This is a genomic window from Thermodesulfovibrio hydrogeniphilus, from assembly GCF_054657355.1.
Genome location: NZ_BAAHYW010000001.1, coordinates 297,734 through 318,570, shown reverse-complemented (window position 1 = coordinate 318,570; position 20,837 = coordinate 297,734). Strand labels below are relative to the sequence as shown.

Genomic DNA, 20,837 nt, shown 5'->3' with positions numbered 1-20,837 from the left:
AATGATGGATTTTGTATTGTTTTGGTTATAGATTATTTCCTATTAAGACGAATCCTCTTCTTTATTGGAGAATAAGCGACAAGATTGCTTCGGGACTTCATCCTTCGCATTGACTTGGAAGGAGAATCCTCGTAATGACGATGAAGGAAAGACCTCGCAAAGACGATAAAGAGATATCCCGCAATGATAGGCTAAAGGGTCTCGCTCATTGCAATGGCAGAGAAGAAAGTCCTCGCAAGAACAAAAATCAAGAATGCCTTGCAACAACAGGCTAACTCAGGTCTTCTATAAAAAATCGCTCAATTTAGGTTAAAATTCAGATATAATTGACTTTAAGAGCTATTTCATGATAATTTTAAATGTTAGCACTTAGCAATAGGGAGTGCTAAAATGGAAAGAATAACAATGGACGACAGAGCAAGAAAAGTATTAAGGGCAGTAGTAGAATCCTACATTGAAAAACCTGAACCAGTAGGTTCCAGATACATCATGAAAAGATACGGATTCAATGTATGCTCTGCTACAATAAGGAATATTATGGCTGATTTAGAAGACGAGGGTTTTCTTTATCAACCTCACACATCTGCTGGAAGAATACCTACAGATAAAGCCTATAGGTTTTATGTGAATTATATATTAGAAGAAGCATTGACTTCCCAATCGGGAGAAATAAGAAAGTATATTGAAGAACTGACAAAAAGGCTTAAAAAGCTTAGAAACGACATGAACTCTCTTTTCCTTGAGGCTACTCAAAGCCTGTCTCAGATTACCAAATATCTTGGGCTTGTTCTTTTACCTGAAACTGACAAAACAGCATTGTACAGGGTTGATTTTATAAAGTTTAAAGACGATATTGTTATAGCCGTAATTGTAAACGATAAAGGCATTGTGAAAAACAAATATATAAAAGCATATCCTGAAATTACTCAGCAAGATTTGAACCGATTGGCTGAATTTGTAAACACGAATTATCAGGGTAAAACTATTGATGAAATCCGAGCTGATTTATTTATTAGGCTTAAACAAGAGAAGATTTTTTGGGATAAGATTATTTCAAAAATTTTAAAAATGTGCAATGAAGCTCTTTACTTTTCAAGGGAAGATGTTTTTATATCTGGATTTTACCACATAATGCATCTTCCTGATTTTTCGGATATTAACAGACTTAGAGAAATTGCAAGAACAATTCAGGACAAGCATCTTTTAATAAAGCTTTTTGAGAATGTTTCTGAAGAAGATGATTTAAAAATTATAATTGGCGAAGAAAATCCAATTGAAGAATTTAGGAGTTTAAGCATTATAGCTTCGCCCTACAAAGAAAGGGATATATCTTTAGGAGTGATTGCTCTTGTCGGACCAAAAAGAATGAACTATCAAAAAGCTATAATGCTTGTAAATGCTCTGGCAAAATCCTTAACTAATACATTATCTGAATAGGAGGCAGATATGGAAGATATAAATAAAGAAGTTGAACAGTTAAAATATGAAGGTGCAGCATTAGAAGACAAACCAAGAGATGTAGCAGAAGAGCTTCAAATGGAACTTGCTGAAATGAAGGAGAAATACTTGAGGCTTTATGCTGAGTTTGAAAACTACAAAAAAATGGTTCAAAAAGAACGGGAAGAGCTTACAAACTATGCGCATGAAAAAATTATCAAAGACCTTTTACCGATTATTGATAACTTTGAACTTGCTATAAAACATGCCTCTGGGGTGGATAGTTCAAAATATGTTGAGAGCATGAAGGCAGGTATAGAGAATACCTTAAAAGAATTTTTTAGAATTCTTGAAAAATACGGCGTCAAGCCAATTGAAACAATTGGGCAAGGCTTTAATCCAGAGGTTCATCATGCAATAAGCACATTAGAGACTGATGAAATGGATGAGAATATTGTTGTTGATGAACTAAGAAAAGGTTATACTTATAAAGATAAACTTCTTAGAGAACCCCTTGTGGTAGTCTCTAAAAAACCTAAACCCTCAGAAGAGGGTTCATCGCACCCATCGGGTGCTGAAAATTAAAAAAAGGAGGCTTAATTATGGGTAAGGCAATAGGAATAGACCTCGGTACAACGAACTCTGTTGTTGCTGTTGTTATAGGCGGTGAGCCTGTTGTAATTCCAAATCAAGAAGGGCAAAGAACAACGCCATCTGTTGTTGCCTTTACTGACAAAGGAGAGAGACTTGTTGGTCAGATTGCAAAAAGACAGGCAATAACAAACCCTGAAAATACTATATTTTCAATAAAAAGACTTATGGGTAGAAAATACAACTCTCCAGAGGTTCAGGAGGCTAAAAAGAAACTTCCATACAAAATAGTTGAAGCACCAAATGGAGATGCCCATGTAGAGATAATGGGAAAAAGATATTCTCCACCAGAAATATCTGCAATGATCCTTCAAAAACTAAAACAGGCAGCTGAAGACTATCTTGGAGAGCCTGTAACAGAGGCTGTTATCACTGTTCCTGCTTACTTTGATGATAGTCAAAGACAGGCAACAAAGGATGCTGGTAGAATTGCAGGGCTAAATGTTTTGAGAATTATAAACGAGCCTACAGCAGCAGCCTTAGCTTATGGACTTGATAAGAAAAAAGAGGAAAAAATCGCAGTGTATGACCTCGGCGGTGGAACATTTGATATATCAATACTTGAGATAGGAGAAGGAGTTATTGAAGTCAAGGCAACTAATGGAGATACCTATCTTGGTGGTGATGATTTTGACCAAAAAATAATGGATTGGCTTATAGATGAATTCAAAAAGCAGGAGGGAATTGATTTAAGAAAGGACAGGATGGCTCTTCAAAGACTTAAAGAGGCTGCTGAAAAGGCTAAAATTGAACTCAGCTCTGCAATGGAAACTGAGATAAATCTTCCCTTTATAACTGCTGATGCTTCAGGACCAAAACATCTACTTATGAAGCTTTCAAGAGCTAAGTTTGAACAGCTTGTTGAAGACTTGGTTGAAAGAACTCTTGAACCATGTAAAAGAGCACTATCAGATGCAGGTCTTTCTCAAAAAGATATAGATGAGGTGGTTTTAGTCGGCGGACAGACAAGAACTCCAAGAGTTCAGCAAGTCGTTAAAGAGTATTTTGGAAAAGACCCTCACAAAGGAGTTAATCCTGATGAAGTTGTTGCAGTGGGTGCAGCAATTCAAGCAGCAATTATTAAGGGAGAAGTAAAAGAAGTTCTTCTTCTTGATGTAACACCTCTTTCTCTTGGAATTGAAACACTTGGTGGTGTATTTACAAAAATTATTGAAAGAAATACCACAATACCAACTAAAAAGTCCCAGATATTTACAACCGCTGCAGATAATCAGACAGCTGTTACAATAAAAGTCTATCAGGGTGAAAGAGAAATGGCTGCTGACAACAAACTACTTGGTGTGTTTGAACTTACAGGAATTCCACCAGCACCAAGAGGTGTTCCGCAGATAGAGGTGACTTTTGACATAGATGCTAATGGAATACTTCATGTCTCTGCAAAAGACCTTGCTACAGGTAAAGAACAATCAATAAAAATAACTGCATCAAGCGGACTTACAGAGGAAGAGATTAAGAAAATGATAAGGGAAGCTGAAGCCCATGCAGAAGAAGACAGACGCAAAAAACAACTTGCAGAGGCAAGAAACGATGCTGACAACATGATTTACACAGTTGAAAAAACTTTAAGAGATATGGGAGATAAAGTTCCAGAAGATGAGAAAAAGAGAATTGAGGAAGCTATTGAAAAATGCAGAAAGATAAAGGATACAAGCAACGATGTCAACGAAATAAGAGCTGCAATTGATGAGTTGGCAAGGACATCTCACAGAATTGCTGAAGAACTTTACAAGAAAGCTGGAGCATCAGCTGGTGCAGGAACATCTGGAGCATCACAGAGCAAAAAAGAAGACGATGTCATAGAAGCTGAGGTAGAGGATAAGGATAATAAATGAAAGACTACTACAGCATCTTAGGAGTTAGCCGGGACGCCTCTCAAGAGGAGATCAAAAAGGCGTTCCGGCGCCTTGCTAAAAAATATCATCCTGACTTAAATCCCGGAGATAAAGAAGCAGAGGAAAAATTCAAAGAAATTAATGAAGCCTATGCATGCCTGTCAGACCCTGTAAAAAGAGCAAATTTTGACAGATACGGAACTCCAGAAGGTCCCAATGGAGGATTTGGCTATCAAACTTATAACACAACATTTACAGACATATTTGAGGACATATTTGAAGACTTCTTTGGAGCTTTTGGATTTAAAAAAGATAGACCCACACGAGGAGCTGATTTAAGATATGACATTAAAATCACCCTTGAAGATGCCGCATTTGGTGTGGAGAAAGAGATCAAATACAAGCGGTGGGAAGAATGTAAATACTGCAATGGAAGAGGATTAAAGCCTGGAACCTCACCTATTATATGCCCAACCTGTGGAGGCACTGGATATATTAGATATACACAAGGATTTTTTTCAGTATCAAAGAGTTGTAATAAATGCGGTGGCAAAGGAAAAATTATAAAAGACCCCTGTCCTGAATGCGAAGGATTGGGTAAAGTAAAAGTTGAACATTCTTTAATTGTAAAAATACCACCCGGTGTTGATACAGGAACAAAATTAAAAGTAACAGGCGAAGGAGAACTTGGCGAGTTTGGCGGACCAAGAGGTGACCTTTATATTTACATTGAAGTCAAAGAACACGAATTATTCAAAAGGGAAGGAACAAATATTCACTACAAGATGCCAATATCCTTTGTCAAAGCTGTATTCGGTGGTGAGATAGAAGTGCCAACATTAAATGGCAAAGAAAAAATAACAATCCCAGCTGGAACTCCATCAGGAGCAACATTTAAACTTAAGGGAAAAGGTTTGCCAAGAGTTGGAGCAACACACAGGGGTGACCAAATTGTGACTGTTTATATTGATGTTCCCAAAAAACTCAATGAAAGACAGAGAGAGCTTCTTGAAGAATTTGCCCGAGTATCTGGCGAGGAAATCAAGAAAAGTTCAAAAGGATTTAAGGATAAGCTCAAAGATATATTCTCAATGTAGATTAAGCGATTTTTATATGAAAACTTTTGCAGGCTGTTATTGCGAATATAGTGAAGCAAACTCTTTTGATATCGTGTTGGGACTAAAGCCCCTCGCAACTACTTATTTTTCTGTCATTGCGATGTATCCGTTAGGATTCCGAATCAATCCCGTTCCTAATGGAAGAAAAAAACGAGATTGCTTCGGGTGCTCAGACACCCTCGCAATGACGAAGAGAGGAACATTGCAGGACTGCCTTTTTATTTTTTCTGTCATTGCTATCCTCACCGATTATTTTTTCTGTCATTGCGAGCCTGCCGACAGGCAGGCGTGGCAATCTAATCATTTGCCTTTTAAGTCTTACTTCTTAAAGAATTTTAAGGAATGCTTCGCTCCTTCGAAGATTCACAGTTGTAAATTTCTCTCGTCACGAAACTTGCGAAGCAAGTCAATGTGAACTCTTTTTTTATTATTTTTTTATTATATGAAAGGGGGAGATATGAATTTTAAAATCCTTTTCCTTAAAAAAAATTATCATCCCTTAGCACTTACTCTTTGCACCCTTTTATTGTTCACCCTTTTATTTTCCTGTGCAAAAAAAACAGAAAAACAAGAAACATCTCTCAAAATTTACACAAGCCTTTTTGCCCTTGAGCATTTTACAAAACAGATTTTACCTAATGCTGAAGTAGAGTCAATTATCCCTGCAGGTATTGACCCTCATGAATTTGAGCCTTCATTAAAGGACATTCAGAAATTACACAATGCAACAATGGTTATCTATCTTGGCAATACTGATGTAGATAGATGGATTGATAAAATTAGAGAAGACCTTATTCAGAAAGGTGTTAAAGTAGTTAGAATACAGGACAGTTTGCCATTAAAAAAATACTCTGCCAGCGATGAAATAGACCCTCATATCTGGTTAGACCCAATCTTTGCTAAAGAAATTTTAAAAATCATAAAAGAAAAGGCAATTGAAATTTCTCCTCAAAACAAGGATATTATTGATAAAAATTTTTTATCCTATGAGCAGAAATTAAAAGAAATGGAGCAAGTATACAGAGAAACTCTCTCTGGATGTAAACTGCGAGATATTGTTTCAACACATGAGTTTTTAAATTACCTATCAGCAAGATATGGCTTTAATGCATACTTTATTGTTCATGAGCCTGAACAAGAACCTTCACCTAAACATATTAAAAGGATCAAAGAATTGATGAAAAACAAATCCATAGAATACATAATTTCAGAACCTGAAGGAGAAAAACTTGCAAGAGCGCTTTCAGAAGAGACAAAGGCAAAAATTTTAAATTTTAATACGTATCATACAAAATCAAATAGCGATTACATAGAAGTCATGAAATCCAATCTAAATCTATTATCCATTGCATTACAATGCAAAAAAATGAGCATTGAACACTGAATTGATGGATACCCAAACTTTAAAATTAAGATTTAAAACGCAATATTTAATTACTCTCTCCAATGTTAGCTATTCAGTCAATGGGATTACAATTCTTGAGAATATTAACCTCAATATAAACGAAGGCTGTTATCTTGGAATAGTTGGACCAAATGGAGCTGGTAAAACCACTCTGCTCAGATTAATTCTTGGAATAATTAAACCCACAAAAGGAGAGGTGCTTATTTACGGTAAAAGACCTGAAGAGTATCTCAAATATGAGCCTATTGGATATCTTCCCCAAAGAATATCTCAAAGCATCTTTGAAATGCCAATCACCGTAGAAGAGCTTGTCAAAATAAGTGTCCAAAAAGGCAAAAAAGATGATATTGAATGGGCAATGGATGTTTTTAAGATATCTCATTTAAGAAAAAAACCTTTAAGAGAACTTTCTGGAGGCGAAAGACAAAAGGCTTTTCTTGCGAGGGCAGTATCTCCAAAGCCAAAGATTTTAATTCTGGATGAACCTACAACAGGCATAGACCCTAATTCAAGGGATGATTTATTGGACATTCTTGAGCTTTTGAATAGAGATTTTCAGATGACAATTTTAGTTGTCACCCATGATATCGCAACATTTGCCCATGAGTCTAAATGCCTTCTTTGCCTAAACAAAAAAATGGTATGCTTCGGCGAGCCTCAAAAAATCCTAAAGGATGAATATATGCACATGTTATATCCAGAGTACAACATTTTCGCTCATAGTAAAAAATTAACCGAAAAACAGCGATAGAAATTTAAAATTTGCTATATCCATTTGAATAAATATTTTTTCAGTCATTGCGAGCCAGCCGATTATTTTTTTCCGTCATTGCGAGCCTCACCGAAGGTGAGGCGTGGCAATCCCGTCTTTTGCCTTTTAAGTCTTACTTTTCACTTTTTACGAATATCAGAGACTGCTTCGCCACATTGAGTGGCTCGCAGTGACAGTGTGAAGCAGTGGCTCGCAGGGACACGCTTCACCGTCATTGCGAGGCATCCGTAAGGATGCCGAAGCAATCTCTGAAATTGCCACACTGTCGCTCTGTATCACTGTCGCTCTATGGCACTATGACGGCGAGATTGCTTCCTACTCTCTTCGCTCGGAGTAGTAATGACGGAGAATGAAAAGTCATTGCGAGGACGCGTCAGTAAGCGACACAATCTCTTCTTTCTCGTTTCAGTAAGGTAGTTCCCATCTCTCACATTCGGAGAGACTCGCAATAACAGGTTAAAAAGGTCATATAAAAAATTGCTTAATTAATTTTTAAAAAATGTTGTAATGACAAATATTTTTATCTGATGTTATTACTAAAGTCAAGTCACACTTTATTACTACATTAAAATGTCACATTTTATTTTAAGCTTCTCCTCCAAGGGTGATTAGCTGCAGGTTTATATTTCTTCTTTTCCTTCTGCTCTCTCTGTTCCTCTATATAAGTCCTGAGATTTAAAATCTCTTCTTTCTCTTTAAGTCTCTCTTTTTCTGTCTTATCTAATCCTTTTATTTCTGAATATCCTATACGTTTGCCTTCCCATAATATCTCCATTCTACCGTCTCTAAGTTCACAAACATCTACCCATTTGCCTGCAAGGCTCTTAATTCCCTTTACAGGAAGTATCTGATAAACTCCTCCACAGTATCTTAATGTGTTGTCTTTGTTCACTTTTCTTGGATGTTTTATTGAAAAGACAAGGTCAAGGTCTTTTTCTTTAGCCACAGGCATATAAAGACTCTCTACAGAAAGAGTGTATCTACTGTTACTCCATGTAAGAAATTCCTCTTTGAGAAACTTGTTAGCCTCATCATAATCCCTTATACCACTTAATCTCATCTCCTTAATAAGCCTGTCCTGAAAAAATCTAAACTTACGTTCAACTCTTCCTTTTGCCTGCGGAGTATTTGCATTGATTAGTTTAATCCCCAATTCATTTAATGCTCTTGCAATCTGGGTTTCTTTATGTTGTACTTCAACATGATAGTGAAGCCCTCCATGCCTTGTTGTCCTAAAGTGAGAGGCTTTATCAGTGTATAAAGCCATAAAGACACCTCTTTGCTCTATATATGCTCTTATTACTGACATATTTGCCCATACTGTCTCAGATGGATGAAATTCAGCATACACAAATCCATCTGCATCATCTATCATTGCTACAAGCCACCATTGCTGCCCAATACCTTCAATCCACCTATGTTGAGATGAATCCATCTGCACAAGCATTCCTGCCTTAGGCATCCTCCTTCTCCTTCGGTATACTTTTCTTTTCTTCTTAGGTTCATGTAACCCTTCCTGTATCAATATCTTTCTTATACTTTCATAGCTTAAGTTAATGTCATGAACATCCTTAAGTTTATCCTTAAAGTGAAGTATGTTGAAATCCCAGTACAAAGACTTTCTCAAGCTTATGATCTCATCCTTGACGGAAGAGTCAATCTTTAGGGCTGTGGGTGGCTCAGGTATTTTCCTTAAAAGTCCCTCAAAACCCTGAAACTTGAACCTCTCCTTTAGCCTTAAAACCTGTCTGTAACTCAACCCTAATATCTCCTGAGCTTGTTTAAGGGTTAAAAAGCCTGATAAGACTTGATTCATTACTTCAAACCTCTTCAACTCTTCCTCCGTAAAAATGTATTTTTTTCTCCATAAAACCTCCTTCCTTTAGATTGCTTGCCTAAAAGAAGGAGGTTAACATATATGTGACATTTCAATTTAGTAAAAACAGATGACATTTTAATATAGTAACCACACAAATATTTTTATCTGATTGATTATTATGATCTTTTTTGTTAAAATAAATCATTTCTGGGGGCACAATAAAACAATTGGGAGGGGCAAGGTGAAAAAGTTTAGGTTAGCAGTTGTTCTCATTGGTGTTTTTTTTGTCTTAATGCAAACGAGCAATGCTCATGCAGCTGGCTTCGCTCTTATTGAACAGAGTGTTAGCGGACTTGGAAATGCCTATGCAGGAGGTGCAGCATCTGCTCAGGATGCAACAACAATATTCTATAATCCCGCTGGACTTACTCAACTGAAAAAGCCTGAGCTAATAATAGGAGGGCATGTAATCATCCCGCATGCAAAATTTCATAATGAGAATTCAACCCATGTTTTACAACCTATTACAGGCATTCCACTTATAGGAAATGATGGAGGAAATGCAGGTGTTACAGTGTTTGTTCCAAATTTTTATTTCTCCTATCCTGTAAATGATAGGTTAAGCGTTGGTATAGGGCTGAATGTTCCCTTTGGGCTTCAGACAGAGTATGACAAAAACTGGGTAGGAAGATACCATGCAATAAAATCAGCTGTACAAACAGTGAATATTAATCCCACAATTGCTTATAAGCTTACTGATCAATTAAGCATTGGGCAGGAATAAGCATTCAGTATATAAAGGCAGAATTGACAAATGCTATAGATTTTGGCACAATCGGAACTTTAAGGGGGATTCCCGGACTAGTACCTCAGTTATCAGACGGATTTGCACAACTAAAAGGAGATAGCTGGTCAGCAGGTTTTAACTTCGGAGTTTTGTATAGTTTTTCAGATAACACAAGGATAGGCTTTTCTTATAGGTCTCAGGTAAAACAAAAATTAGAAGGAAGGGCAAAATTTTCAAATGTTCCTCCACCCTTAAGTGCAATATTTAAAGACAGTGACGCAACTGCTCGTCTAACTCTGCCTGATATGGCATCTCTTAGCTTCTATCATAGCTTTAATGAAAAATGGGCAGTTATGGCTGATGTTACATGGACAGGTTGGAAAAGCTTTAATGAATTGAGAATCCAATACGATAATCCCTTAATGTCAGACACAGTGGTTACAACAAGCTGGAAAAACTCAATGAGATACTCATTAGGATTGTCCTATAGACCTACTGAAAAGTTAATACTTCGCACAGGAATTGCTTACGATGAAACACCAATTCCTGATGCACAGCACAGAACACCAAGAATTCCTGACACAGACAGAATATGGATTGCCTTTGGATTAGGATATAAATTCTCAGACAACATATCATTTGATATTGGTTATGCACATCTTTTCTTTAAGACATCACATGTTGACAAAGACCCTGTGGGAGAAGACAGACTGCGTGGTGGATTAAAAGGCTATTACAAAGGACATGTTGATATAACAAGTTTACAACTTGTATACAGGTTTTAAAGATGCAATTGCACGAGAAATTTATATACACAGCAAAGCAATTTCCTGCTAAGTTAGCCTTCATTGACAAATACTCTGATAGGAAGGTTACTTACAGGAAAGCTTTAATTGCAAGTATCATTTTATCCAAAAAAATAAGAAACTTTAAGGAAAAATTAATCGGAATTATGATTCCCACCTCTGCTGGGTGCGCCTTTTCAATTATAGGAACTTTGATGGCAGGTAAAATTCCTGTCATGATTAATTACTCTACAGGCGCTGAAAATAATGTCAAATATGCTCAGAGAAAGTGTGATTTTAAAACAGTGATAACTTCAAGGGCACTTCTTGAAAAAATTAACTGTCCTGTTGTTGATAGAATGATATTCATTGAGGATATTGTTGATGGAGTTGGTATAAAGGATAAATTAATAGCTGCAGGAATAGCTAACATGCCTCTTAAATTTCTCTTATGGTACTGCAACTGTGACGGCAATGATGAAAAAACATCAGTAATCCTATTTACCTCAGGAAGTGAAAAAGACCCTAAAGCCGTAGAGTTAAGCCATAAAAACATAATTAGTAATATTGAAGGCTTTAGCCAAGTAGTCAAGATAAGTGAACAAGACATAATGTTGGCAAATCTTCCTTACTTTCATGTATTTGACTTGAACATAAATCTTTGGGCGCCCATATATCATGGAATGACAATTATTACTTATGCTAATCCATTGGAATATCAAAAGATATGTCAGATAGTTAGAGAAGAAAAGCCAACAATCATGGTAGGCACGCCAAGTTTTTGGTGGGGATATCTTAAGAAATCAGAAAAAGGAGATTTTGACAGTGTAAGGATTATGGTAAGCGGAGCTGATAAATGTCCTCAAGCTTTAAGAGATGCTTTCTGGGAAAAGCACAATAAAATTCTCTTAGAAGGATACGGAACCACTGAAACATCACCTGTTATATCTGTTAATACGCCAGATGCTAATAAACCCGGAAGTGTTGGTAAGCCTCTTCCAAATTTAAAGGTAATGATAGAGGACTATTATACTGGCAAGGAATGTGAACCTAATAAAGTAGGGAGAATTCTCGTCAGTGGCGATTGTGTAATGAAGGGTTACTACGATGATTTTGAGGAAACAGCAATAAGAATTAGACATGGATTTTATGATACAGGAGACATGGGATTCTTGGATGAAGAAGGATTTCTCTGGCATGCAGGCAGGCTTAAGAGGTTTGTAAAAATTGGTGGGGAAATGGTTTCTCTCGTTAAAGTTGAAGATGAACTTGAAAAAATCCTTCCAAAGGGAGTTGAATGCTGTGCGGTTGAGATTCCTGATGAAATAAAAGGAGCAAAAATAATAGTTGCTGTTACTCAAAAAGTAGATGAAAAGAAAATTATGAAACAGCTTTCAGAGACTTTACCTAAGATTTATCTACCAAAGAGTTTCATAGTTATAGAAGAACTTCCAAAGATGGGCAGTGGAAAAATAGATTTTAGAAAAGTAACGGAGTTGGTAAAAGAGAGAGTCAAAAAATAATTATAAACATTTGTCATTGTATTTTAGATATATGGACATTGCGAGAGATTTTATTTCTGAGGCCATACTTTCTTTTTATGAGATTGCTTCGGGCACTTCGTGCCCTCGCAATGACTGAGAGGGGGAGTCATTGCAAGCCTCACCGATTATTTTTTCTGTCATTGCGAGCCTGCCGACAGGCAGGCGTGGCAATCCCGTCTTTTGCCTTTTAAGCCTTACTTTTCACTTTTTACGAATATCAGAGACTGCTTCGCCACATTGAGTGGCTCGCAGTGACAGTGTGAAGCAGTGGCTCGCAGTGACAGCGTGCAGTAGTGGCTCGCAGGGACACACTACACCGTCATTGCGAGGCATCCGTAAGGATGCCGAAGCAATCTCTGAAATTGCCACGCTTCCGCTCGCAATAGGTAGGCTCTTAGTGACGGTGTAGGGGCATTGCCACGATAACGCTATCAAATTAGGAATAGCATTGACAGATGTCTATTTTAGGGTTGAACAAAACAATTTGATAAAGAAATGACAATTATGTTAAGTTATCATTTAAGTACCAAAAGATTAGGAGTAAACCTATGGGAAAGATGAAAGGGGCAGAAATTTTAATTGAATGTTTGAAAAGGGAGGGAGTTAAACACATTTTTGGTTATCCCGGTGGAGTTATACTTGATATATTTGACCTTCTATACGATGACCCTGATATAAAACTGATTCTAACAAGACATGAGCAGGGAGCAACCCATGCTGCAGATGGATATGCAAGGGTAACAGGCAAACCAGGAGTTGTGCTTGTCACAAGCGGTCCTGGTGCCACTAATACTGTTACAGGAATTGCCACCGCATACATGGACTCTGTACCTCTTGTTATTTTCACCGGACAGGTTCCAACATTTCTTATCGGAAATGATGCTTTTCAGGAAGCTGATATAGTCGGTATAACAAGACCCTGTACGAAATATAATATTCTTGTCAAGGATGTTAAGGACCTTGCTTGGCAGATAAGAGAAGCTTTTTACATAGCCACAACAGGCAGACCAGGTCCTGTTCTTGTTGATCTTCCGAAAGATGTCACACAGGGAAAGACTGAATTTTCATGGCCAGAGAGAATTCAAATTAGAAGCTATAATCCAACATACGAAGGTAATTATTACATGATAAAGAAGGCTGCACAGGAAATTTCAAAGGCTAAGAAACCAGTAATCATTGCTGGTGGAGGTTGCGTAATTTCTGGTGCCCATGAGCATTTAAGAGAGCTTGCAGAAATTACTCAGATTCCTGTAACAAACACATTGATGGGACTTGGAAGTTTCCCCGGAACTCATGAACTTTTTCTTGGAATGCTTGGAATGCACGGAACTTACTATGCAAATATGGCTGTTCAGAATGCTGATTTAATCATTGGAATTGGCATGAGATTTGATGATAGAGTTACAGGAAAAACAGATGCCTTTGCACCTAATGCAAAGATTATTCACATAGATATTGATCCAACCTCTATTCGTAAAAATGTAAGAGTAGATATTCCGATAGTTGGAGATGTAAGTAGAGTTCTAAAAGTGCTAAACAAAATTCTTAAGGAAGAGATAAAACCTCAGTGGGAAGAGGTCAGAAAAGCTTGGTTAAAACAAATAGCTCAATGGAAAAAGGAAAGACCTCTGACTTATGAGTTTGATCCAGAAGTTATTAAGCCTCAATATGTTATTGAGAAGATATATGAAATAACCCATGGTGATGCTATTATTACAACAGAAGTCGGACAAAATCAGATGTGGGCAGCTCAGTTTTATAAATTTGACAAGCCAAGAAGATGGGTTACATCTGGTGGTCTTGGAACAATGGGATATGGTTTTCCTGCTGCATTAGGAGCACAGCTTGCCTTTCCTGATATGACAGTAATTGACATTGCTGGAGATGGTAGCATACAAATGAATATACAGGAACTTGCAACTGCTGTAATATACGATTTACCCGTAAAGGTAGCTATTATCAATAATAGCTATCTTGGCATGGTAAGACAGTGGCAGGAGATATTTTACAACGAAAGATATTCACATACTTATCTAAGCAGTGCACCAGATTTTGTTAAGGTAGCTGAAGCATATGGTGCAGTTGGACTTAGAGCAATAAAACCAAGTGAAGTTGAACCAGTTATCAAAGAGGCTCTTTCTATTAGAAAACCTGTATTTATGGACTTTGTTGTTGACTGGAAAGAAAAAGTTTATCCGATGGTGCCTCCCGGAGCTGCAATTGACCAGATGATTTTTGAAGAAAAGAAAAAAGAAAGAAAACTTAAAGCTGTTAAATAGGAGGAAAAAATGAGGCACACAATATCTGTGCTGGTTGAAAATAAATTTGGAGTTTTAGCAAGAATTGCAGGATTATTTAGTGGACGCGGTTACAATATTGAAAGTCTCTCAGTAGGTCCAACTCTTGACCCACAGATGGCTATAATGACAATTGTAACAACAGGAGATGATAGAGTTATTGAACAGATCACAAAACAGCTGAATAGACTTGTTGATGTTATAAAGGTTATAGATTTAACAGAGCTTGAGCATGTTGAAAGGGAGATGATTTTAGTAAAAGTTGCTCCAAAAAAAGAAAACAGACTTGAAGTATTAAAAACTGTTGAAATATTCAGAGGAAGAGTTGTTGACTCCGGACCAACAACTTATACTATTGAAATAACAGGGGATGAAAAGAAAATACAGGCATTTCTTGAATTAATGAAGCCAATGGGTATCAAAGATTTTGTCAGAACAGGTAAAGTAGCCATTCAACGAGAAATTTCACTGAAAAAATAAAAAAAATAAAAAAACAGGAGGGATAAATGACAGAAAGAAAAAAGGTGTATATTATTGACGTAACAAATAGAGACGGAGTTCAGACATCAAGAATCTTGTTGCCTAAGCTTTCAAAAACTATGTTAAATCTTTATCTTGATGAGATGGGGGTTTATCAGAGTGAAATCGGATTTCCAACTTTAAAACATGAGGTAAACTATATTAACGCTAATCTTGAACTTGCTGAAATGGGAGTAATCAAGAGACTTCATCTTGAAGGATGGGCAAGGGCTATTCCTGAGGATGTAGAATTGGCATTTAAAAATTGTCCCAAAATAAAACATTTAAATTTATCAGTCTCTACCTCTGATATTATGATTCAGGGAAAATTTCAAGGCAGAAAAACATGGGATGATATAGTAAAGGGAATGTACAATGCTGTTAAACTTGCAAAAGAACTGGGAGCAGAAACAGTAGGCTTTAATGCAGAGGATGCCTCCCGTACAGAGTTAAGCAGGCTTATTGAATTTATTTTGGCTGGAAAAGAAGCGGGCGGAGATAGATTTAGATATTGCGATACTCTTGGATGTGAAGACCCAATAACAATATATGAAAGAATACACACTCTTGCCCTTGCAACAAAATTTCCTATTGAAATGCACTGCCATAATGACCTCGGAATGGCAGAAGCAGTTTCAGTTGCAGGAGCTCAAGGCACGATTGAGGCAGGCGTTGAAAGTTATATAAATACAACAGTTAATGGATATGGAGAGAGGGCAGGAAATGCTGATCTTGTATCAACAATATTGGCACTGAAATTTTCACATGGCTTAAGGGAGAAATGTCCATTAGATGAACATATAAATCTTCATATGGCTTGGAAAATTGCAAAATATGCTTCTTATGCCTTTAACATCCCTATCCCAATAAATCAGCCCGGTGTTGGTGCTAATGCCTTTGCCCATGAATCAGGAATTCATGCAGATGGAGTTCTAAAGGATCGCTCAAATTATGAGCTTTATTCTCCTGAGGATGTAGGAAGAGGCGAGCCTGAACTACTTGAAACAGGAAGAATTATAACAACTGGTGAATACGGAGGAATTAAGGGCTTCAGATATGTTTACAGCAAACTTGGCATTGAATTCCCCAATGACGAAGAAGCAAGAAAAATCCTTGAACTTGTACAATATGCAAATTTACATACACAAAAACCTCTTACTGATGATGAGTTGAAATTCATAGCAAATTATCCTGACATTGTCAGGCAGATTCTTACTGTTGTACCATAATTTAGTTGATAAAATGAAACTAACAATAGATTAAGGAGGAGAAATGTATACGATTACACTGATACCCGGAGACGGAATAGGTCCTGAAATTTCTGAGGCTATGACTAAGGTAGTAGAGGCTACAGGAGTAAAAATTAATTGGGAGATTCAAAATGCTGGCGAGGAAGTATATTTAAAAGAAGGAACTCCTCTTCCAGACAGGGTAATAGAATCAATAAAAAAGAATAAAATCGCCATCAAGGGACCTATAACAACTCCAGTAGGAACTGGCTTTAGAAGTGTAAATGTAGCACTTAGACAGGAGCTTGACCTTTATGCCTGCGTAAGACCTTGTAAAAGTTTTAAGGGTGCAAGAACAAGATATGATAATGTTGACCTTGTGATAGTAAGAGAAAATACTGAGGACCTTTATGCTGGAATTGAATTTAAAAAGGGTGAAGCCGACACAATAGAGCTAATAGATTTCATTGAAAAAAAATCTGGGAAAAAGATTAGACAAGACTCTGGAATTAGCATAAAACCAATTTCTGTTTTTGGAACAGAGAGAATCGTCAGATTCGCATTTGAATATGCCAAAAAACATGGCAGGAAAAAGGTTACTGTTGTTCACAAAGCAAATATTATGAAATTTAGCGACGGTTTGTTCCTTGAAGTGGCAAGGGAAGTTGCATCTCGTTATCCTGAGATTGAATTTGAAGATAAAATAGTTGATAACATGTGTATGCAACTTGTTCAAAAACCAGAGCTTTATGATGTTCTCGTTCTTCCAAATCTTTATGGTGATATAATAAGTGACCTTGCAGCTGGATTAATTGGTGGACTTGGTTTAGCACCGGGTGCCAATATTGGAGATGAATACGCAGTATTTGAACCAACACATGGAAGTGCTCCTAAATACAAAGGTCTTAATAAGGTAAATCCCTTCGCAATTATTTTAAGCGCTGTGATGATGCTCAGATATATTGGAGAGACGGATGCAGCTAATAAGATAGAAAAAGCAGTTGCGGAAATAATTGAAGAAGGTAAATATGTAACATACGACATGAAAAATCCTAATGATCCGAATCCACCTGTTGGAACTCAGGAGGTTGCGGAGGCTTTGGTAAGAAAAATAAAAAGCTATTAGCGGGTTTGATTTTAATAGAATTTTATTATGAATGAAATTTTTCTTATACTTTTTCTGATTCTTCTAAATGGTATTTTTTCTGCTGCTGAAATAGGAGTTGTTACACTTAGAAGGTCAAGGCTTCGCCAACTAATTGAAGAGAAGAAGCCAGGAGCTGAGATTATAGAGAAGTTTAAAGAAAATCCTGACAGGTTTCTTGCAACAATTCAAGTTGGGATTACATTTATTGGAAGTCTTGCCTCTGCTGTGGCAGGTGCGTTTGCTATAAAAAATATCAAGCCTTTGATAGAGTCTATCCCTGTCAAATTCATATCAGCCTCCGCAGAGGCATTAGCAGTGACCTTCATAGTAATAATAGTTACCTATATTTCTGTAGTGATGGGAGAACTTGTTCCCAAATCAATCGCCCTTTCAAATCCTGAATGGATAAGTCTTAGAACAGCGAGATTTATAGACAGTTTTTCAAAAATAACTTCTGTATTGGTAAAAATTCTCACAACAACAACTAACTTGCTATTAAGACCTTTTGGATTGAAAGCTTTTTCAGAAAGAGGCTTTATTTCTCAGGAAGAGTTAAAGCTTTTAATTGAAGAGGGAGAGGAAAAGGGAATATTTGAGCCTCAAGAACGTCAATTAATACATAGTGCCTTTAGTTTCTCTGATATCATGGTTAAAGAAGTGATGGTTCCAGCTCCTGAAATGGTTACAATTAGTGTCTATATGAGTATACAAGAGATAAAAGAAATCATTATGGAAGAACAGTTTTCCCGTTATCCTGTAATCGGAAGAGATTTAAACGATGTAAGAGGGATACTGGTAGCAAAGGATTTTTATAATCTTCTTTTTCACAATCCTGAACCCAGAATTGAGGAAGTCAAAAAACTTCTTAAACCACCAATGTTTGTTCCTGAAACCATGAGAATCAACATACTTTTAAATGAAATGCAGAAAAAGAGAACGCACATGGCAATAGTTGTTGATGAATACGGCTCTGTAACAGGACTTGTAACAATGGAAGATATTCTTGAAGAACTTGTTGGTGAGATAAGGGATGAAGATGAATTTGAAACTCCTGCTGTAACGCTTCCTGATGGCTCCATGATTATTGATGCTGGAATATCAATAAGAGATTTGAGAGAAGACTACGGAATTGAACTTGAAGATTCAGAAGAATATGAAACTTTAGGTGGTTTTATTTTGACGAAACTCCAAAGAATTCCAGCAGTTGGAGATGAAGTAAGAGAAAATGGGAAAGTTTTTAAAGTTATTGAAATGGTAGGCCACAGGATTTTAAAAATAAAGTATGAACCTGCCTTAGCTCAAAATAGCCATTCTTCTGACAGTGAATCTGTAAAATAAAACTATTAAAGTTACAACACCTGCAGAAAGTGCAACTTCCATCCAAGTTGGATAATATTTCTCAGTAAGTGGAATGTACCAGTTGTAAGCAATAAGACAAACATTAAATCTGTTAATTATAACGCCAATTATGACAAATATAGCAGAAAATTTAACAAGCTTTGCATTTTTATTTTTTATTGCATGTATCAAAACTAAGGCTGGAGCAAGAACAAAACCTAAGATTTCAAAAAGATACCAATAACCGTAATTTGTATTCAGATAATGCCATTTCTCATAATGGGCAATGTCAAGTATTTTTAAGATTATATAGGCAAAAAGAACTGCAACAAGAGCTTTTCCAAGACCAATAATTTTTGAATTGAACTCTTCATGACTGAAATCTTTGATTCTGTCTTTAAAAAATTTGTGTGCAAGGGTGCTTTCAATTATTACCATTGAAATTCCTGCAAAAATTGCTGAAATTAGGAAAAACAAAGGAAGAAGTGCAGAATACCAGAGAGGATAAATTTTTGTTGGTGCTACAAGGAAAAGTCCACCTAATGCTGACTGATGACCTCCTGCAATTATTACACCAAATACAGTTGCCCAAATACCAAGCTTTGAGAAGAATTCTTTCAGTTTTTCCCTTCCAAGCCATTCAAAAAGAGATGGTGACCATTCAATAAAGCAAATGATTATATAAAGGAAGAAATGCCATGCAATAAGAAACAGAATTGAGTCCAATCCCCATGACCATCCAATTACATAGAAAACTCTGTAATATCTTCCGAGGTCAAACATTAAAGCAAATACAGCAAAAACATATCCAAGAAGACTTGAAAGTATTGCTGGCTTTGCTAATTTTTTGTAGTCCTTCATTCCAAAAAGATAAACAGCTGTTCCAACAGTAAGTCCTGGTGCTGCAAGTGCAATTCCTGCAAGGATATCAAAGGCTATCCAAAGTCCCCAAGGATAAGTATCAGAAAGATTTGTGGCTGGTCCAAGTCCATAAATAAGCCTGTATGCCATTGAGAAAAAGGAAAGTGCAAGAATTATCAATGCAATAAAATTCGACACTGTAGCATGTTTTAATAGATATTCTTTAAAACTCATTCCTAAAAGTATTTTTTCTTTGAAAAAGCTATTCTTCCTCATTTTCTCCCTTTTTCTTTTTTATCATGTAGTAAGCTCCCCATACTAATGCAGGAGCTGCGAGTATCTCAAGAACTTTTACTGTAAAAAGAAAGTTTTTGCTTAGTTTAGGAATTTGAGTTTTGTCAAGTTTTGGAAATCCTAATTTTTCAAATGGAACATGGGATATATAAAGCCAGCTTGTTCCACCTGCTTCATGCTCACCATAGACATGATGAATGTATCTGTCTGGATTATTATTAATTGTCTCATAGGCAAGCTTTAATATTTCGCTTCTTTTTCCAACTTTCATCACATCCGCTGAGCATATTTCAACGCAGGCAGGTAGTTTTCCTTCTGTAATTCTGTCAAAACACATCGTACACTTTGTTACCTGAGGAGTAATTGGATCATAGTATTCGTATGCTGGAATGTCAAAAGGACAAGCAACCATGCAGTAACGGCAACCTACACATAAAGATGGATTATAAAGCACTGCTCCATGTTCTGTTTTTTTGAATGCCTCAACAAAGCATGCTGAAAGGCATGCAGCATCAATGCAGTGCATGCATTGTTTTTTTACATAAACTGGATTTCCATCTACATAAAATCTATTTACAACAGTAAACTGTCCTGCATGTGTTCTTCTCAGTTTGTCAAAAACCGATGATTTCTGGTCTTTTGACTCTTCAAATTCCTTAAGAGATCTGTTTGGATTTTTATTCCATTCATTGCATGCCCATTCACATCTGCGACACCCAATACATTTTGTCAAATCAACAAGAACTGCATAGGGTTCATCAATTTTTATGTTTTGCTTTTTTATATCTTCGTATTTCTGCCAATTTTTTCTATTTGCTAAATTGCCTGTTGCATATATTGATGGCTCAGCACAAGCGTTTTTACCTAAAAGAGTAAGTCCAGTAACTGTAAGAGCTTTTTTAAGAAAATCTCTTCTGTCCATCCTTTGCCCTCAGTATTTCTTTTTCTCTGAAATCATGCTAAAAATTACTATAAAAGTAA

15 protein-coding genes and 1 pseudogene are annotated in these 20,837 nt (G+C 36.6%); 13 read left to right on the top strand and 3 right to left on the bottom strand.

The annotated features are described in order from the left end of the window. The first annotated feature begins 390 nt into the window (after positions 1-390). The 6 genes from hrcA (at position 391) to ACYQ3P_RS01625 (ending at position 7,215) form a co-directional block, all read left to right on the top strand. Complete coding sequence (gene hrcA, locus ACYQ3P_RS01650) at positions 391-1,437, top strand: heat-inducible transcriptional repressor HrcA (protein ID WP_460176217.1); 1,047 nt, start codon at positions 391-393, stop codon at positions 1,435-1,437. A gap of 9 nt (positions 1,438-1,446) precedes the next feature. Beyond that, positions 1,447-2,022, top strand: a complete 576-nt coding sequence (gene grpE, locus ACYQ3P_RS01645) for a nucleotide exchange factor GrpE (protein WP_460176216.1) — start codon at positions 1,447-1,449, stop codon at positions 2,020-2,022. Positions 2,023-2,039: 17 nt separating this feature from the next. Beyond that, complete coding sequence (dnaK, locus tag ACYQ3P_RS01640) at positions 2,040-3,941, top strand: molecular chaperone DnaK (protein WP_460176215.1); 1,902 nt, start codon at positions 2,040-2,042, stop codon at positions 3,939-3,941. Continuing rightward, complete coding sequence (gene dnaJ, locus ACYQ3P_RS01635; RefSeq protein WP_460176214.1) at positions 3,938-5,038, top strand: molecular chaperone DnaJ; 1,101 nt, start codon at positions 3,938-3,940, stop codon at positions 5,036-5,038. Before dnaK ends, dnaJ begins: the two co-directional genes overlap by 4 nt. A gap of 478 nt (positions 5,039-5,516) precedes the next feature. Beyond that, a complete protein-coding gene (locus tag ACYQ3P_RS01630; RefSeq protein WP_460176213.1) occupies positions 5,517-6,443 on the top strand; it encodes a metal ABC transporter substrate-binding protein in 927 nt (308 codons plus the stop codon). Beyond that, positions 6,433-7,215: a metal ABC transporter ATP-binding protein gene (locus tag ACYQ3P_RS01625; protein ID WP_460176212.1), complete on the top strand. Its 783-nt coding sequence runs from the start codon at positions 6,433-6,435 to the stop codon at positions 7,213-7,215. Before ACYQ3P_RS01630 ends, ACYQ3P_RS01625 begins: the two co-directional genes overlap by 11 nt. A gap of 601 nt (positions 7,216-7,816) precedes the next feature. Here the strand turns inward: ACYQ3P_RS01625 and ACYQ3P_RS01620 are convergent. Next, on the bottom strand, positions 7,817-9,070 hold the full coding sequence (locus ACYQ3P_RS01620; RefSeq protein WP_460176211.1) for an ISNCY family transposase: 1,254 nt from the start codon (positions 9,068-9,070) through the stop codon (positions 7,817-7,819). 163 nt (positions 9,071-9,233) lie between these two features. On the opposite strand from ACYQ3P_RS01620, the pseudogene ACYQ3P_RS01615 reads away from it, so the two are divergent. From ACYQ3P_RS01615 to ACYQ3P_RS01585, 7 genes and pseudogenes are all read left to right on the top strand, one after another. Next, positions 9,234-10,627, top strand: a pseudogene (locus ACYQ3P_RS01615) (OmpP1/FadL family transporter). Between the two features lie 2 nt (positions 10,628-10,629). Continuing rightward, positions 10,630-12,150 (top strand): AMP-binding protein, encoded by a 1,521-nt coding sequence (locus ACYQ3P_RS01610; RefSeq protein WP_460176210.1) that lies wholly within the window; start codon positions 10,630-10,632, stop codon positions 12,148-12,150. 569 nt (positions 12,151-12,719) lie between these two features. Continuing rightward, positions 12,720-14,450, top strand: coding sequence for a biosynthetic-type acetolactate synthase large subunit (ilvB, locus tag ACYQ3P_RS01605; RefSeq protein ID WP_460176209.1), 1,731 nt, complete (start codon positions 12,720-12,722; stop codon positions 14,448-14,450). Positions 14,451-14,459: 9 nt separating this feature from the next. Continuing rightward, entirely contained in the window at positions 14,460-14,948 is a 489-nt protein-coding gene (gene ilvN / locus ACYQ3P_RS01600) for an acetolactate synthase small subunit (RefSeq protein ID WP_460176208.1), read from the top strand. 26 nt (positions 14,949-14,974) lie between these two features. Beyond that, positions 14,975-16,216 (top strand): homocitrate synthase/isopropylmalate synthase family protein, encoded by a 1,242-nt coding sequence (locus tag ACYQ3P_RS01595; RefSeq protein ID WP_460176207.1) that lies wholly within the window; start codon positions 14,975-14,977, stop codon positions 16,214-16,216. A 43-nt stretch (positions 16,217-16,259) separates the two neighbouring features. Next, entirely contained in the window at positions 16,260-17,342 is a 1,083-nt protein-coding gene (locus tag ACYQ3P_RS01590; protein ID WP_460176206.1) for an isocitrate/isopropylmalate dehydrogenase family protein, read from the top strand. Positions 17,343-17,369: 27 nt separating this feature from the next. Then, positions 17,370-18,701 (top strand): hemolysin family protein, encoded by a 1,332-nt coding sequence (locus tag ACYQ3P_RS01585; RefSeq protein ID WP_460176205.1) that lies wholly within the window; start codon positions 17,370-17,372, stop codon positions 18,699-18,701. Here the strand turns inward: ACYQ3P_RS01585 and nrfD are convergent. Beyond that, the gene (gene nrfD, locus ACYQ3P_RS01580) at positions 18,657-19,838 is read right to left on the bottom strand and encodes an NrfD/PsrC family molybdoenzyme membrane anchor subunit (protein WP_460176204.1); all 1,182 of its coding nucleotides are present in this window, start codon (positions 19,836-19,838) and stop codon (positions 18,657-18,659) included. The two genes, ACYQ3P_RS01585 and nrfD, sit on opposite strands and share 45 nt — an antisense overlap. Beyond that, entirely contained in the window at positions 19,825-20,778 is a 954-nt protein-coding gene (locus ACYQ3P_RS01575) for a 4Fe-4S dicluster domain-containing protein (RefSeq protein WP_460176203.1), read from the bottom strand. The genes nrfD and ACYQ3P_RS01575 overlap by 14 nt, the downstream gene beginning before the upstream one ends. Between the last annotated feature and the right edge of the window lie 59 nt (positions 20,779-20,837).